The following is a 16,380-nucleotide window of genomic DNA, read 5'->3' on the forward strand; positions in this document are numbered from 1 at the left end:
GTGTCGCGCGGCGCAGCGGTGTCGCGCGGCGCAGCGGTGTCGCGCGGCGCGGCAGGTCCGGGCTTCGGCGCCGCCGGTTTGTCGTGTGCGGCCGCGGCGTCGCGCCGGGTGGCCGCTCCCCACGGGTCGCCGGCCTCGTCGACGGGGGCCTCGCGCACCGGTCCGGCGGTCGCCCGGGTGGCCGCGGACCACGACTGGTCGGGCGTCGGCTCGGGCCGGACGGGACCGCTCCTCGGCTCGGCCCGGCCCGGGCCGCTCCTCGGCCTCGACGAGCCCGTCGCGGAACTCACCGCGGAGAACGCCCGCATGAGACTGGCCACCCCGGTGGCGAAGTCGCCGGCACCCGCGGCCAGCTTCGCCGCCGTGTCGGGGCTCGGGTCCCGCAGCGACGCCATGGCGCGACAGATCGGGCACACGCAGCACTCCGCCGAGCCGGTCGACCACCCGCCCCGATGCGCGGCCGACCCGCCCGATTTGTCGGAAGAGTCACCACTCACGGCGTCGGTGATGCGCCCGATCGCCCCGGTCACCAGGTCCCCGAGACCGCCCAGCCCCCCGAACCCGCCCAGGTCACCGGACCTGTCCGGATCGCCGGATCCGCTCGGGTCTCCGGACCCGCTCGAACCGCCGGACCCGCCGGACCCGCTCATCTGCGAGGCCATCGCCAGCACCGTGGCGACGAGCCGCTCGGCCTCTTCACGTGCCGTTCCCGTGCTCCCCGCCATGGCCCGGCCTCCGTTACTTGCTCTCGACGCGGCGCTTGAGCTCCTTGAGCGCCGTATCCATGATCATCTTCTCGGCCTTGCGCTTGAACATCCCCAGCATGCCCACGGTCAGCTCGACCTCCAGGGAGTACGTGACGCGCGTCGCGCCCTCCCCCTCGGCGACCAGGTCGTAGGAGCCGGTCAGCGCCTTCTGCACCTTCGACGGTGCCACGAGATGCCACTCGATGCGCGACAGGTCCTCCGCGTACGCGTAATCGAGCTCGTAGTCGTCGGCCAGCGGCCCGGCGTCGATCACGAAGCGCACCCGCGCCGCGTAGCCGTCCTCGTACTCCTCGACGACCTCGGCCACCTTGACCGCGTCGGCCCACTCGGGATAGCGCGGGAAGTCGCAGATCACCGCGGCCACGACGGCCGGCGGGGCCTGGATGAGGATCGACTGCGTCGACGTGTCCGCCATGGCTGGGAGGCTACCCGGTACCGGTCCCGGGGCGGTGATCTCCCCCGCCGGTGGCGCATCGCCGCCGGGCAAGGCCCCGGGCCCTGCGGCTACGATCCGTCACGTGCCCGCCTCAGCCAGCGCCCCCCTGCGCCTCCATCCGCTCGCCGTGGCCGCCCGCCTCGTCATGCTCGCCCTGGTCACCGCGCTCACCCTGATCGCGACGCAGGACGCGAAACAGCTCGGGTGGATCGCATTGTTGCTGGTCGCCGCCCTGCCCGCGGTGCTCGCCCCGGACCACCGGTTCGCGGCGCCGCTGGGCCGGATCGCCGAGGTGACGATCACCGGGCTGGCGGCCGGGTCGGTGGCGGCCGCAGCCAACACCCTGGGCACCGTCGACGTGGGCTTCGGCGCCGAGGCCGTCCTCCCGTACCTGGCTGTGCCGCTGCTCACCGCGGCCCTGCGCCGCCGTCCCACCGAGGGCGCCGCCCTGCTCGGGGTCGCCGCCGTGGCGATGGTCGTCGGCGGCCTGATCGTGGGCGACGGCACGGCGGTGATCACCCAGCTCGGCTATCTGGCCGCGGGCGCGCAGTGGCTGGTGCTCGGGGCGATCATGACCTTCGCGGCGGACACCATGCGCCAGTTCATGACGCCGGCCGAGCCGCAGCCCCAGCCGTACGAGGAGGCCACCCGCCTGCTGACCCAGCTGCGCAGCGTGGCTCGTTCGCTGCCGGGGGCGACGCTGGACCCGGGCGGCATCTCGGAGCACCTGCTGGAGGAGCTGCGCACGGTGGCCCCGGCGGCGCGTACGGCGGTGTTGTCGGCCAGTGGCGGCGGGCGCCTCGTCGTGCTGGCCCAGTCGGGGGCCGAGCGGGTCGACTGGGAGACCACGCTCGACGCCGACTCCGCCATCGCCGACGCGTGGGCCTCGCAGACCCCGATCACGGCCAACCGGTCGCAGGCCCGGTCGCACGCGGGCGGGGAGGCGTCGTCGCTGGTCGTGCCGCTGGTCGCCGGGGTCCGTACGATCGGGCTGGTCGTGCTGGAGGCGGACGCCGCGAGCGCGTACCCGTCGCCGGTGATCGCCAAGGTCACGGACGTGACCGGACCGGCCGCGCTCAGGCTCGAGGCCGCCCTGCTCTTCGACGAGGTGCGCTCGCTCGCGACCAATGAGGAGCGTCAGCGCCTCGCCCGGGAGATCCACGACGGCGTCGCGCAGGAGCTCGTCATGGTCGGCTACGGGATCGACAACGCCCAGGCGACCCTGCCCGAGGGCGCCGACGAGACCGCCGAGGAGCTGCGCACGCTGCGCAGCGAGGTGACCCGGGTCATCACCGAGCTGCGGCTGAGCCTCTTCGAGCTGCGCTCCGAGGTGGACCGCAACGGCGGCCTGGCGGCGGCGATCGCCGAGTACGCGAGGACGCTGGGCACCTCGGCCGGCCTGCGCGTCCACTTCACCTTCGACGAGTCCACGGCGCGCCTGCCCGCCGCGACGGAGGCCGAGCTGCTGCGCATCGCCCAGGAGGCGATCACCAACGCGCGCAAGCACGCCGGCGCCTCGAACCTGTGGGTCACGTGCACGGTCGATCCCCCGTACGCGGAGATCGAGGTCTCCGACGACGGCAAGGGCTTCGCCGACGACCGGCCGGACGGCCGCTACGGCCTTGCGATCATGGCCGAGAGGGCGGAACGTATCCGTGGTCGGCTGGAGATCAGGCCGCGACACCCCAGCGGGACAACCGTAGCGGTAGTGCTCGGAACCTCCGCTCGGCGCGATAGCGTGCGGGATAGCGTTTCCGCACCAGAAGGGGAGTAACCCGAGCATGTCGACCAGTCCGATGCCGACGACCCGCACCAAGGTGCTGCTCGTCGACGATCACGACCTGATCCGTAAGGGGCTGCGGCACGCGTTCGAGCGGGACCGGCAGTTCGAGGTGGTCGGCGAGGCCGCCACGGCCGCCGAGGCCGTCCGCCAGGCCGGCGCGCTCCAGCCCGACGTCGTCATCATGGACCTCCGCCTGCCCGACGGCAGCGGCCTCGAGGCGACGCGCGCCCTCCGCAAGAACAACGCGAACATGGGCATCGTGGTGCTGACCATGTATGCGGGCGACGACCAGCTCTTCGGCGCGCTCGAGGCCGGGGCCAGCGCTTTCGTCCCCAAGACGGCCCCCGCGGACGAGGTCGTGGCGGCCGCCCGGCACGCGGCGTCGGCGCCCAGCGCGTTCACCGCGGCCGACCTCGCCGAGGCCATGAAGCGCCGCCTCGCCCCCTCCGGCCCGCAGCTCTCCCCGCGCGAGGGCCAGGTGCTGCGCCTGCTCGCCGACGGCATGAGCGTGGCCGGCATCGCCAAGCAGCTCTTCGTCTCCGAGTCGACGGCGAAGACGCACATCTCCAAGCTCTACGAGAAGCTCGGCGCGGCCAACCGGGCCCAGGCCCTCATGACCGCCCTGCGGCTGGGGCTGCTCGAGGCCCCCGACGCGCCCAAGTTCTGATCCGGTCCGCGGCACCGCCGGCCCCCGCTTCGGGGACCGGCGGTGTTCTTGTTGTCACCCGTTCGGGTGGACTATTGCCGTTCACCGGACATCTGCGGCGTGTCCGGACACGTCAATTTTCACTCATGGCATTGCCGCGGCTACGGCCGTCAGCAGTTGCGGCTTGGTCGGCACGCCGGCCGCCCGCTTGGTCACGTCGCCGTCCGGACCGATGATCAGCAGCGTCGGCGTCTGCTCGATCCGCAGGGCTCGCACCGCGTCGAGGTGACTCTCCGCATCGACCTCGACATGCCGCACCCCGGGCACGAGCGCGGCGACCTCCGCACTGACCCGCCGCAGCGCCCGGCACGGCGCGCAGAACGCCGTCGAGAACTGCAGCAGCGTCACCCCACCCGGCTCCACGCCCAGCCCGGCCAGCAGCCCCTCGTCGATCTCCACCGGACAACTGTGCCTCACGCGGCGTCCTGATAGGCGCTGGCCTGCAGCGTGAACAGCTGCGCGTAGTTCCCGCCGAGCGTCATCAACGCCTCGTGGTCGCCCTCTTCGACCAGCTCACCGTGGTCGAACACGTAGATCCGGTCGGCCTCGCGGACGCTGGCCATGCGGTGCGTGATGAGCACCACCGTACGGCCGGCGGCCAGCTCGCGCAGCCGGCTGTAGATGTCGTGCTCGGCCCGTGCGTCGAGGTTGGCCGTGGGCTCGTCGCAGATCAGCAGCGGCGCGTCCCGGTAGAACGCCCGGCTCACGGCCAGCCGCTGCCACTGCCCGCCGGAGAGGTCGGCGCCGTCGGTGAAGTGCCGGGACAGCAGGGTCTGGTACTCGCGGGGCAGCTCCATCACGAACTCGTGCGCGTCGCCGGCCCGGGCGGCGTCGTGGATGTCGGGGGTGTGCGCCTGCCGTTCGTACCGGCCGATGGTGATCGTCTCCCGGGCCGAGAGCGGCCAGCGGGTCGGCTCCTGCATGACCACGGCGACGCGGCGGCGCATCGACTCGGGGTCGATCGTGGTGAGGTCGCGCCCGTCCCAGGTGATCCGCCCGCCCTCGGGCCGGTAGAGCCCGGCGAGCAGGCTGGCGAGCGTCGACTTGCCGGAGCCGTTCTCGCCCACCAGCGCGATGATCTGGCCGCGGCGCAGGGTCATGCTGACGTCGCGTACGGCCGCCCGCTCGGCGTCGGGATAGCGGAACGTCACGCCCTCCACCCGGATCTCCTCGAAGCCCTCCGGCGCCTCCCGCCCGGAGTCCTGCTCGGTGCGCGCCAGCGACAGGTCACAGAAGCCCTGGAAGTCGGAGAAGTAGAGCCCCTGCTCGAACACCCTGTTCGCGCTGTACGCCAGCTCGGTCAGCTTCCCGATGCCGGTGCTGATCGCGTACGCCGCCGCCCCGCCCGCGGCCAGTTCCATGCGCCCGGTCCACAACAGCCAGAGCAGCACCGCGTACGTGATCCCGGTCGCCACGGCGCTCAGCGAGTTGCCGACCAGGGTCGTCCGCACCTGGTGCGTGGAGAGCCGGATCTCCTCCCGCGTCGCCGCCGTCAGCAGCCGCCGGATCTCGCCCAGCAGGAACTCGCGGACCGTGAAGGCGCGCAGCTCGGCCGCGGGCTCCCGGGCCGCCAGCAGGTACGCGAGCATCCGCTGCCGCCGCCACACCGTGATGAACTTCAACATCTGCCGGTAGCCGAGCCGGGCCGACCGTACCGCCGCCCAGGCGATGGGTACCACGGCCAGGACCAGCAGCGGCAGCAGCACCGGGTGCAGCACCGCCAGCACGCTCGCCGCCGCCACCAGCCCGATGAGGTGGGTGCCGAGCTCGATGGCCCGGTCGACCAGCATCTGGCCGGCGTCGATGCCCCGGTCCCGCGCCCGTTCCATGGCGTCGCGCCAGTCCGGGTCGTCAAAAGTGGACAGATCGACCGCCGTGGTCAGCTCCAGCAGCCGCATCTCGGCCGCCTGGAACACCAGCGGCGACAGCCGCCCGTTCGCGGCGGCGGCGGCCGAGGTCAGCGCCCCGCGCACGGCCAGCGCCCCCACCAGCAGGAGCAGCGACGGTACGGCCGCCCGCACCCGCTCCGGCGTCGCGCCCGCCTGCAGCAGCCCGTCGAACACGCCCACCACGCTGATCAGCCCGACCGCGCTCGCCGCCCCGCCGAGCAGCTGGAACACGACGAGCGCCAGCGTGGTCCGCGGCCCGGCCCGCCACGCGAGCGACCAGGCGTCCCGCAGCAGTCGCGGCAGCCGGCGGCACATCTGCAGGAAGCTCGCCTTGGCGGCCTCCTCAGTGCTGCGCAACCAGTACGGCAGCGCGAGCTCGGCCTCCTCCCCGTCCGCCTCGTCACTCTCCAAGGCGGCGGTCAACGGCCCCGCACCGTCCGGCGCATCGGCGGCAGCTTCTGGAGAACTCGCGTGGGGCATCGACGGCTCCCGTCCCATGGGCTCTCCGCCGTTCCTACCCCGATCTGACGCACAGCGTCCACCCACCAACGATGAGTGACCGCCATTCATCCCGATCTGGCACTAAGCGGACCCGCGCAGCAGCTCCCCCAGGCGCGCGGCCTTGGTCTCCCAGCGCCACTCCGCCTCGACCCACGCCCGCCCGGCCGCCCCCATCCGCCGGGCCAGCTCCCGGTCGCCGAGCAGCCGCGCCACCCGGTCCGCGATCGCCGCCACGTCCCGCCCGCCGACGACGAAGCCCGTCTCCCCCTCGCGCACCGCGTCCGGCGCGCCGCCCGAGTCCCCGGCCACGACCGGCAGCCCGGTGGCCGACGCCTCCAGGTAGACGATGCCCAGCCCCTCGACGTCGAGCCCGGCGCCCCGGGTCCGGCACGGCATCGCGAAGACGTCGCCGGCGGCATAGTGCGCCGGCAGTTCCTCCCACGGCACCGAGCCGGTGAAGACCACGTCGGACTCGACGCCCTGCGAGCGCGCGAGCTCGGCCAGCTTCTTCCGCGACGGCCCCCCGCTCACGATCAGCAGCGCCGCCCCGGGCACCCGCCGGCGCACCTCGGGCAGCGCGCGGATGAGCATGTCCTGGCCCTTGCGGGGCACGAGCCGCGAGATGCACACCACGACCGGCCGGTCGCCGAGGCCCCACCGGGCCCGGACCGCCGACCCGTCGACCTCCGGGTGGTACGCGTCGACGTCCACGCCCGGCGTGAGCCGCTCGAGGGTGGTGAGCCCGTCCAGTGCCTTGCCGAGCCGGGCCCGCTGATAGTCGGTGAGGTAGGTGACGACGTCGTTGCCCCTGCCGATCCGCCGCAGCAGCTGCCGGGCGCCGGGCAGCGCCGCCCAGCCGATCTCGTGCCCGTGCGTGAGCGCCACGGCGCGCTCGATCCCGGCCCGCCGCCGCAGCCCGCCGGCCAGCAGCCCGAGCGGCGCCGCCGCCCCGAACCACACCGAGTCGCACTCGTGGGACCGTGCGATTTCCGCCGCCCGCTTGGCCACCGCCGGCGTGGGCAGCAGCACCCCGGTCTGCTCCCGGATGACCTCGAACGGCTGCTCGGCGTCGAACTTCTCCGCCCCGCGCCACGTGGACGCGTAGACGACGACCGACCCGGCCGGCCGGCGGACCGCCAGGTTGTGCACGAACTGCTGGATGCCCCCGGGCCGCGGCGGGAAGTCGTTGGTGACCAGCAGCGTCCGCCCGCCCGCTCCGGCCCGGCCGGCGTCTCCGCCCGCCGCTGTCTCGCCGCTCGCTCCGGCACGGGCTGCGTCTCCGCCCGGCCCGGCGTCTCCGGCTCGGCCGGCTTGCCCGCTCATCGTTCTCCTCGTGCGTAGGCGGCGGCCGCGGCGATGCGCTCCACCGTGGACGGGTGGGACGCGGTCAGCGCGTGCTCCCACGCCGGCGGGTCCGGGTCGGACAGGTTGACGGTGCCGAGCCGGCGCTGCATCGCGGCCATGGTCTCCGGCTCGCCGGTCAGGTCCATGGCGTGGGCGTCGGCCCGGGCCTCGACCCGCCGCGACACGAAGGCCTGCGCCGGGCCGCCGATCAGGCCCGCGAGGGTCACCAGCGCGAGCAGCAGCGCGATCGCCCGGGGCTCAGCCATCGACTCGACGCCCGCCCGGCGCAGCAGCCACCCCAGCGATCCGAGCAGGAAGAGCACCACCACCGAGGTCGCCGCCCCCAGCGCCCCGAGCACCGTGCCGATCAGCACGTCGTTGCGCTTGGCGTGACCCAGCTCGTGCGCCGCGACGGAGACGACCTCCTCCGGGGTGGCCTCGGTGAGCATGGTGTCGTAGACGACGATCCGCCGGGTGGGGCCGAACCCCGACACGTAGGCGTTCACCGCCCGGGTGCGCCGGGACGCGTCGGCGACCAGGACGTCCTTGACCGGCACGCCGTCGCGCGCGGCCAGCTGCATCAGCTCGGTGCGCAGCGGGCTCGCCGCCATCGGCGTGAACTTGTTGAAGATCGGCTCGACCACCACCGGCAGCACGAACGACAGCAGCACGACGAGCACCGCCGCGCCCGCCGCCCCGAAGGCCCACCACCAGCGCGGCGCGAACCGGGTCACCGCGAAGAAGCCGAGCAGCACGACGCCGCCCAGCACCGCCCCCACCGCGTAGGACTTGGCGAGGTCGACCGCCCAGGCGCCCCAGGACTGGGTGGAGATGCCGTACTCCACGACGATGCGGTGCCGCCACGCCGCGAACGGCAGGGTCAGCACCTCGACCACGAGCACGACCAGGAGCCCGCCCAGCACGGCCCGCGCGATCCAGTGGTCGCCGAACGGCCGCCCGGCCAGGGCCACCAGCCGCGCCCCCAGCGGCGTCAGCCCGAGCACGAGCGCGGCGGCCAGGCCGAGGACCATCGACCCGTACGTCGCCGGGCGCAGCGCCGCGTGGAAGGCCCGCGCCCGCGCGACCTGCCCGGCCGGGAACTCCCGCAGCGCAGCCACCTGGTCGGCCCGGGGCGCCGGGGGCCGGTGCCAGGGGATCGTCGCCGCGGCGAAGGCGGCCAGCGCCACCACGAGCACGCCCAGGGCACACAGAGCCCATCCACGCGGTGTCACACGCCCACCTCCCGCCGACCGATCGGACCCGGCCGGGAGATCCGGCCGATGAGCGCCCATCCTAGGTCGTCGGGAGCGGGCGCCGGGCGAGCCGCCACCGGGCCTGTGGACAACGGATCAGGCCTGCGCCCGCCTGTGGACAACGCCGCCGGCCCGGGCGGCGGGGCGGACAATGATCACGCCACGTGTCCGCGCGGGCGGAACAGCGGCACGGACACCGGCGGCTCCGGCGTCTCCAGCAGCTCCACGTCGAAGCCCGCCAGCTCGAACATCTCCACCGCCCGCAGCTCCGCGGGCGTCAGGTCGGCGAGCCCGTCGGGCGTGTCCGACAGCGTCTTGATCAGGCAACCCTCGCATCCGCGCCCCCGTCCGGGGCAGCGGCCACAGTCGATGAGCATCCTTCCTCCTCACCGGCGGAGGCCCGGCCGCGATCCGGGGGAAGTGCGTGCCGCGGACCGGCCACCATCGGTGACCATCACGCTAGGCGGGGGGTACGACAAAAATTACGCGCGCGACAACCGCCGCAGCAGCGAGTCGGCCCCCATCGGGTAGGCGCCGTGCCGCCGCACCCCGTCCGCGACCTCCCGGTCCGACGAGATGACGACCAGCGGGCGCCCCGCCGGCTCGGCCCGCACCAGCTGCCGGATCAGCTCGTCCGCGGTGTCGCCCTTGTGCGAGAAGAGCACCCGCACGCCCCGCGGCGCGGGCGGCAGCCCGTGCACCCGCTCGGCGCCGTCGAAGACCACGGTCACCTCGTCGCCGGTCTGCGCGGCGATCCCGCCCAGCCCGGTGATCAGGCGCTTGCGCTGCTGCTCCAGCGACATCTCGGCGAAGCCGCGCTTGGTCACGTTGTAGCCGTCGACGATCAGGTGGGCGCGGGGCAGGCCGAGCAGCTGGTCGAGCCGGCCGGGATCGTCGGTGTCCTGCGCCCGGGGCCGGGACCGCTCGAGCGCCCCGGGCCGGTCGGCGGACTGGTCGGCCACGAAGTCGGCGGGCAGCTTGTCCGCCGGGCCGAGCGCCAGCTCCCGCCGCAGCCCGGTCGCCGCCTGCCCGATCGTCTCGAGCAGCAGCCAGAGCCGGGCGTCGCCGGCGGCCCGGGCGTCCTTGACCGTCTGCCTGCCCGACGCCGCCTGGGCCTCCGCCTCGGCGAGGCGCGCGCGCATCCGGCGCACCTCGGCGTCGTGCTCCGCCGCGGCCTTGGCCGCGCGCCCCTTCTCGGTGGCCACCAGGTCGGTCGCGCGCTTGTGGGCGGCCTGCGCCTCACGCAGGGCACGGGCGGTGCTGCGGGCCTCCTCGCGCAGCTGGCCGAGCTCCTCGCGGACCCGGGCCAGCTCGTCGCGCAGCTTGTCGGCCTCGACCTTGGCGACGGCCCGGTCGTGCTCGGCGCGGGTGGCGCGCTGCTCGGCCTCGCGGATCTGGCTCGCCACGGCGGCGCTGTCGGCCTCGGCGCGCACCGACTCGCCGGCCGCCTCGACCAGCTCGCGCCAGCTCTCGGGACGGGCCAGATAGGCGAGCGCGGCCACCTCGACCGGGTCGGCGGCGGCGGGGGCCATGCCGGCCGCGACCGCCTCGCCGAGGTCGCCGGCGTCGGTGAGGATCTTGCCGCCCAGCCGCTGGCGGAAGAGCGGGTCCGCGGCGAGCTGCGCGGCGATGGCCTGCCCGCCCAGCCGGGCCCGCCGATGGGGGGCGAAGCGGGCGACCCGCCGGAGCGCGACCGGGACCTCCTCGCCGGGCAGCCCGGGCAGCGCCGCGGCGGCCAGGGTGGTGATGCGCTGCCGCACGGCCTCCGGGAGGGAGGGCTCGTCGAGAGGCGCCGCCACCTCCTCGGGGCGGTCGTCGGACTCGTACGGCGCGGACATCTTCCTATTCTTCCACCCTGGGCAGGGAAAAAGCTTGCGGAGGCAAGTGATGTTTCCGGCCGGCGCCCGGGGAATGTCACACCCTGCCTCTACTCTGCCCGCCGTGGCACAACCGGCATATGTCCAGGGCACTCTGGACACCCTCCTCACCGCCGACGGCTCGGTCGATCCCGCCGCCCTCTCCCTGCGCGACACGACGTTCGTGGTGCTCGACCTGGAGACCACGGGCGGCGCCCCGGACGGCGGCGGGATCACCGAGATCGGGGCGGTCAAGGTCCGCGCGGGCGAGGAGCTGGGAGTCTTCGCGACCCTGGTCAACCCGGGCGAGCCGCTGCCGCCGTTCATCACGGTGCTGACCGGCATCACCGAGGCGATGCTGGCCCCGGCGCCGCCGATCGAGGTGGTGCTGCCCAGCCTGCTGGAGTTCCTGCGCGGTGCGGTGCTGGTCGCGCACAACGCGCCGTACGACGTGGGGTTCCTGAAGGCGGCCTGCGCCCGGCACGGCTACACCTGGCCGAATCCGCGGGTGGTGGACACCGCGGCGCTGGCCCGCCGGGCCCTGACCCGCGACGAGGTGCCCAACCGCAAGCTGGGCACGCTGGCGCAGTTCTTCGGGGCGGCCGTCACGCCCAGCCACCGGGCCCTCGACGACGCGCGGGCCACCGTCGACGTGCTGCACGGGCTGATCGAGCGGCTCGGCAGCTTCAAGGTGCACACGCTCGGCGACGCGATCGAGTTCGCCAAGGTCATCACGCCCGCCCAGCGGCGCAAGCGGCACCTCGCCGACGACCTGCCGCACGTGCCGGGGGTCTATGTCTTCCGGGCCGCCGACGACCGCCCGCTCTATGTGGGCACGTCCGTCGACATCGCCAAGCGCGTGCGCAGCTACTTCACGGCCGCGGAGAAACGCGCCCGGATGTCCGAGATGATCGCCGCGGCGACCCGGGTCGAGGCGGTCGAGTGCGCGCACCCGCTCGAGGCCGAGGTCCGTGAGCTGCGTCTCATCGCGTCGCACGCGCCGCCGTACAACCGCCGGTCCAAATATCCCGAGCGCGTCGTCTGGCTCAAGCTGACCGCCGAGCCGTACCCCCGGTTGTCGGTGGTCCGGCAGCTGGCCGAGGACGGCGCGTCCTATCTGGGCCCGTTCTCGTCGCGCCGCACCGCCGAGCTCGCGGCCGCGGCGGTCTACGACGCCGTCCCCTTGCGCCAGTGCACGCACAAGCTCTCGCTGCGCACCAAGACCGCGGCCTGCGCGCTGGCCGAGCTGGGGAGATGCCCGGCGCCGTGCGAGCACCTGATCACCCCCGAGGAGTACGCGGCCACCGCCGCCGATCCGTTCCGGACGGCCACCCACGGCGACCCCCAGCCGCTGGTCGACGCGTTGATGGCGCGCATCGAGGGCCTGTCGGAGCGGCAGCGCTACGAGGAGGCGGCGGTGCTCCGATCCCGGCTCGTCGCCCTGCTCCGCGCGGTCGTGCGCATGCAGCGGCTGGGCGCGCTGACCCGGATCGGCGAGCTGGTGGCCGCCCGGCGCAACGACGCGCTGGGCTGGGACATCGCCGTGGTCCGGCACGGCCGGCTCGCCGCGGCGGCCTCCTCGCCGCCCCGGGTCCACCCCCGGCCTACCCTGGACATGGCGCTGGCGACGGCCGAGACAGTCCTACCGGGACCGGGGCCGGTGCCCGCGGCGAGCGCCGAGGAGACGGAAAAGATCCTCGCGTGGCTCGACCGGCCGGACACCCGGCTGGTGGAAGTTTCCGGCGACTGGGTGTCACCGGCGCGTGGCGCTGCGCGGTTCACTAGCCTTCTCACCAGGGCGGAAGCCGCGTCGTCGAGAAGAGACTCATCCGTTCGCTCATCGGTAACTGACCGTTCGGACGACGCTCGCTCGCTTAGGCTGTAGGGAACTCGGTTGGCCCGTCCGGATCTGGGTAGGGGCAAGCCGGGAGAAGTGGCGATCCCGCGCCCGGTGCGCGGGCGATCGGTGAGGAGGTGTCCGAGTGGACGTCGACGCCGGCCACGGCGCCGCGCTGGGACGTGCCTTGCCTGCGACGCCGCTCGCGCGGCGGCTCCGGTCCTTCCTCAGCTTCCAGGGCAACGACGACGACCCGGTCACCACTCTGACCCGGACCCATCGCGCAGTCCATCCGACCGCCGACGCCGCGGTCCTGCGCCGCAGCTACGCGGTCGCGGAGAACATGCACCGCGGCCAGTTCCGCAAGAGCGGCGACCCCTACATCACCCACCCGCTCGCGGTCGCGCAGATCTGCGCCGAGCTGGGGATGGACACGACGACGCTGGTCGCCGCCCTGCTGCACGACACCGTCGAGGACACGGCCTACACGCTGGAGACGCTGCACGGCGACTTCGGCCCCGAGGTGAGCCATCTCGTCGACGGCGTGACCAAGTTCGACAAGGCGTTCTACGGCAAGGCGGCCGAGGGCGAGACCATCCGCAAGATGATCGTCGCGGCCGGCAAGGACGTCCGGGTGCTGGTGATCAAGCTCGCCGACCGCCTGCACAACATGCGCACGCTCGGCGCCCGCTCCCCCGCCTCGCGCGCCCGCATCGCCACGGCCACCCTCGACGTGCTGGTGCCGCTCTGCGACCGCCTCGGCATCCAGGCCCTCAAGCGCGACCTCGACGACGTGGTGCTCTACCACCTGGAGCCCGACTCCTACGCGCGCATCGACGAGCATGTGAAGAACCGCCCGGGGTGGCACGAATACCTCGCCGACGTCACCGCCAAGGCCCGCACGGCCCTGCGCCGGTCCCGCGTCGACGCCGAGGTCACCCCCCGGCCGCGGCACTACTACTCGATCTGGAAGGACACGGTCGCGGGCGGGCACGCCGTCCCCTTCGACCTGCCCCGCATCGCGGTGGTGGTGGACGGCCCGGAGACCGACTGTTACGCCGCGCTCGGTGCGATCCACGGGCAGTGGCGACCGGTCGCCGGCCGCTTCAAGGACTTCATCGCCACCCCGAAGAACAACCTGTACCGCTCGCTGCACACCACGGTGACCGGCCCGGAGGGGCGCCTGGTCGAGGTCCTCATCCGGACGGTCTCGATGCACCAGTGCGCGGAGTACGGCGTGGCCACCGGCTACCGCTTCCCCAAGTCCGACATGGCCTCGCCGGGTCAGGACCAGCTCACGTGGCTCAAGCGCGTGCTCGACTGGCAGGAGGAGGCGACCGACGCGAGCCAGTTCCTCGCCTCGCTGCGCTGCGACCTGTCCGAGGCGCAGATCACGGTCTTCGCGAAGGGCCGGATGGTCGAGCTGCCGTCCGGGTCCACGCCGGTCGACCTGGCGTACGAGCTGCATCCCGACAAGGGTGACCAGACGCTCGCCGCGACCATCAACGGCCGGCTCGCCCCGCTGAGCTCGGAGCTCCGCGACGGGGACGTCGTGGAGATCTTCTCGGAGAACGAGGGCCAGGTGCCCGCGGCGCCCGGCGCGCAGAAGGGCCCCCGCAAGGAGTGGCTCGAGTTCGTCAAGTCGACCCAGGCGCAGATGCAGATCAAGCGGCACTTCTCCGAGGAGAACGCGCCGGGCATCAGCATCCAGGACAAGGTCCGGCTGGGCCGCGCCACGATCGGCCTCACGCTCCGCAAGCACGACCGCGGGCTGGCCAGCGAGGTGCCGCTCCGGCGGCTGGCCGAGGAGCTCGGCTATCCCGACCTGGAGACCATGCTGGTGGCCGTGACCGAGCGCAACCTCGAGCCCGATCAGGTGGTCGAGCAGCTCATCGCCCTGGTCGACCACCCGGACTAGGCAGCTGGACGATCACCGATAGCCTTGTCGCCGTGAAGATTCCCCGACGGGTGCGCGGTGCGGCCTATCGAGCGTTCTACAACCTGCCGCACCCGGTGCGCCGGCGGATCGTGCGGCTCGTCGTGCCGAAGTACCTGGTCGGCGCGGTCTGCCTGATCTCCGACGCGGAGGCGCCCGAGCCGGGCCGCCTCCTGCTGCTGCGCCAGCCGCCGGGCCGCGCCTGGGGCCTGCCCGCCGGCCTGCTCAAGAAGGCCGAGCCGCCGCACGTCGGCGCCGCCCGCGAGCTGCACGAGGAGTCCGGCGTCCGGATCGACCCCGACGACCTGACGCCCGCCACGCCCAACGCCATCGTGCACGCCAAGGGCTGGGTCGACATGATGTTCACCGGCTCGGTCCCGGCCTCCACCACCGAGCTGATCGTGGACGGCGGCGAGGTCATCGAGGCCGGCTGGTTCGCCCTCGACGACCTGCCCAAGCTCACCCCCAACACGGCGAAGGTCCTCGGCGTGTACGGCATCGGTCCCCGGGCCGCGTCCTGATGCCCGGCATCCCCACCGTCCGCTCCGCCCGCGCGGCTTCGTGATGTCCGAGGTCTGCGCGATCATCCTCGCGGCCGGCGAGGGGCAGCGGCTGCGTCCCCTCACGACCCTGCTGCCCAAGGCCCTGTGCCCGGTCGGCAACGTCGCCCTCCTCGACCGTGCCCTGCAGCGCGTGGAGGCCCTGGGCCTGCCGGCGGCTGTCAACGCCGCCTACCTGGGCGAGCAGGTGGTGGCCCACGTCGGCACCCGCGCGCACGTCTCCGTCGAGCCGGACGGCCCGCTGGGCACCTCGGGCGGCGTCGGCCTGCTCCGCGACTGGATCGACGGCCGCGGCGTCCTGGTCGGCAACGCGGACGCCTACCTCGCCGACCCCGACCGCGCGCCGGGCAAGGACATCGCCGCGCTGCTCGACGGCTGGGACGGCGACTCGGTCCGCATGCTGACCACGGCCCCCCGCCCCGGCCGCGCGGGCGAGTTCGGCGGCGAGTGCTTCGCGGGCTTCTCGCTGCTCCCGTGGCGCCTGGTCCGCGACCTCACCCCCGCGTTCTCCGACCTGGTCCGGACCGTCTGGCGCCCCGCGGAGGCGGCGGGAGACCTCTCCCTGATCCGGTACGCCGGCCGCTACATCGACACGGGCACCCCCGCCGACTACCTGGCCGCCAACCTCCACGCGGCCGCCGGCACGACCGACCCCACGGCGGTCGTCACCGGTCACGCCACGCAGTCCGTCATCGGCGCCGGCGCCACCGTCGCCGGCCAGGTGACCCGCAGCGTCATCTGGCCCGGCGCCACCGTCGCCCCCGGCGAGCTCCTCACCGCCGTCATCCGCGCCGGCACCGACATGACCGTGTCCGCGCCTGCCTGATGGACTCTGCCGCGTCGCCGGCCCTCCCGCTGACCAGGCCCTGTCCTAGCATGAAGCGACGCCGATCAAAGGAGCCCGCGTGAACACCGCCATCGTGCACATCGACTGCGCCACCGACCAGATCCCCGAGGTGGCCGAGGCCCTCGCGGCGACGCCCGGGGTCAGCGAGGTCTACTCCGTGGCCGGCGGCGCGGACCTGATCGCCATCGTGCGCGTCCCGAAGTTCGACGACATCGCCGAAGTGATCGCGGGCCGCATCTCCAAGACGCCCGGCGTCGTGAACACGGAGACCTACATCGCCTTCCGCGCCTACTCCCGCCACGACCTGGAGGACGCCTTCGCCATCGGCCTCCCCGACGCCGACTGAGCGACACCGCCCCGCCCCGGCCGAGCCCCGACCCGCCTCGACCGAGCCGCGCCGGCCCTCGACCGAGCCGCGCCGACCCTCGATCGCGCAGAGCCCACCCACCCCGGTCGAGCGGCGACGGAGCATCCGGCCGTCCGGCGCTCCCCGGTCGACCGTGCGAGCGCTCGGGGAGTCGCACAGCGAGGCGGCTCTCCCCGTCTGACGGCGCATCCGAGGGCGTGCCAGAGGCCGAGGGAGAGGGTGAGCCGGCGGAGGAGAGGGCGGACAGCCAGCGGAGGAGAGGGCGGGGCAGCCGGCGGATCCGTGGGGGCCGGAACGC

At 73.9% G+C, this 16,380-nt stretch carries 15 protein-coding genes; 7 read left to right on the forward strand and 8 right to left on the reverse strand.

Translation table 11 applies throughout. The features are described from left to right. A partial coding sequence (locus RBH18_RS18440; RefSeq protein WP_306209372.1) for a hypothetical protein occupies positions 1-725 on the reverse strand: 725 nt, incomplete at its 3' end. Between the two features lie 13 nt (positions 726-738). Next, entirely contained in the window at positions 739-1,182 is a 444-nt protein-coding gene (locus RBH18_RS18445; protein ID WP_306209374.1) for an SRPBCC family protein, read from the reverse strand. Positions 1,183-1,285: 103 nt separating this feature from the next. On the opposite strand from RBH18_RS18445, the gene RBH18_RS18450 reads away from it, so the two are divergent. After that, entirely contained in the window at positions 1,286-2,977 is a 1,692-nt protein-coding gene (locus RBH18_RS18450) for a GAF domain-containing sensor histidine kinase (protein ID WP_372338938.1), read from the forward strand. 7 nt (positions 2,978-2,984) lie between these two features. Next, on the forward strand, positions 2,985-3,653 hold the full coding sequence (locus RBH18_RS18455) for a response regulator transcription factor (protein ID WP_023359837.1): 669 nt from the start codon (positions 2,985-2,987) through the stop codon (positions 3,651-3,653). A gap of 123 nt (positions 3,654-3,776) precedes the next feature. On the opposite strand, the gene RBH18_RS18460 is transcribed toward RBH18_RS18455, so the two are convergent. The 6 genes from RBH18_RS18460 to RBH18_RS18485 all read right to left on the reverse strand — a co-directional run bounded on the left by RBH18_RS18460 (position 3,777) and on the right by RBH18_RS18485 (position 10,517). Then, positions 3,777-4,091 (reverse strand): TlpA family protein disulfide reductase, encoded by a 315-nt coding sequence (locus RBH18_RS18460; RefSeq protein ID WP_306209382.1) that lies wholly within the window; start codon positions 4,089-4,091, stop codon positions 3,777-3,779. A 14-nt stretch (positions 4,092-4,105) separates the two neighbouring features. Continuing rightward, on the reverse strand, positions 4,106-6,004 hold the full coding sequence (locus RBH18_RS18465) for an ABC transporter ATP-binding protein (protein WP_306209385.1): 1,899 nt from the start codon (positions 6,002-6,004) through the stop codon (positions 4,106-4,108). A gap of 159 nt (positions 6,005-6,163) precedes the next feature. After that, entirely contained in the window at positions 6,164-7,405 is a 1,242-nt protein-coding gene (locus tag RBH18_RS18470; protein WP_306209388.1) for a glycosyltransferase family 4 protein, read from the reverse strand. Beyond that, positions 7,402-8,658 carry a M48 family metallopeptidase gene (locus tag RBH18_RS18475; RefSeq protein WP_306209390.1) on the reverse strand — a complete coding sequence of 419 codons (1,257 nt, stop codon included), beginning with the start codon at positions 8,656-8,658 and terminating at the stop codon, positions 7,402-7,404. Before RBH18_RS18475 ends, RBH18_RS18470 begins: the two co-directional genes overlap by 4 nt. Positions 8,659-8,834: 176 nt before the next feature. Beyond that, a complete protein-coding gene (locus tag RBH18_RS18480) occupies positions 8,835-9,056 on the reverse strand; it encodes a hypothetical protein (protein WP_306209392.1) in 222 nt (73 codons plus the stop codon). A gap of 105 nt (positions 9,057-9,161) precedes the next feature. Beyond that, positions 9,162-10,517, reverse strand: a complete 1,356-nt coding sequence (locus RBH18_RS18485) for an NYN domain-containing protein (RefSeq protein WP_306209394.1) — start codon at positions 10,515-10,517, stop codon at positions 9,162-9,164. Between the two features lie 103 nt (positions 10,518-10,620). On the opposite strand from RBH18_RS18485, the gene RBH18_RS18490 reads away from it, so the two are divergent. The 5 genes from RBH18_RS18490 to RBH18_RS18510 all read left to right on the forward strand — a co-directional run bounded on the left by RBH18_RS18490 (position 10,621) and on the right by RBH18_RS18510 (position 16,061). After that, positions 10,621-12,420 (forward strand): DEDD exonuclease domain-containing protein, encoded by a 1,800-nt coding sequence (locus RBH18_RS18490; protein ID WP_306209396.1) that lies wholly within the window; start codon positions 10,621-10,623, stop codon positions 12,418-12,420. 97 nt (positions 12,421-12,517) lie between these two features. Beyond that, entirely contained in the window at positions 12,518-14,290 is a 1,773-nt protein-coding gene (locus RBH18_RS18495; RefSeq protein WP_306209398.1) for a RelA/SpoT family protein, read from the forward strand. Between the two features lie 32 nt (positions 14,291-14,322). Next, positions 14,323-14,829: an NUDIX domain-containing protein gene (locus RBH18_RS18500; RefSeq protein ID WP_306209400.1), complete on the forward strand. Its 507-nt coding sequence runs from the start codon at positions 14,323-14,325 to the stop codon at positions 14,827-14,829. Positions 14,830-14,872: 43 nt separating this feature from the next. Beyond that, positions 14,873-15,694 carry a sugar phosphate nucleotidyltransferase gene (locus tag RBH18_RS18505; protein WP_306209402.1) on the forward strand — a complete coding sequence of 274 codons (822 nt, stop codon included), beginning with the start codon at positions 14,873-14,875 and terminating at the stop codon, positions 15,692-15,694. Between the two features lie 79 nt (positions 15,695-15,773). Further along, positions 15,774-16,061 carry an Lrp/AsnC family transcriptional regulator gene (locus RBH18_RS18510; protein ID WP_305786218.1) on the forward strand — a complete coding sequence of 96 codons (288 nt, stop codon included), beginning with the start codon at positions 15,774-15,776 and terminating at the stop codon, positions 16,059-16,061. The last annotated feature ends 319 nt before the right edge of the window (positions 16,062-16,380 follow it).

Origin of the sequence: Actinoplanes oryzae, from assembly GCF_030757795.1 — a bacterium.
Taxonomy (GTDB): Bacteria; Actinomycetota; Actinomycetes; order Mycobacteriales; family Micromonosporaceae; genus Actinoplanes.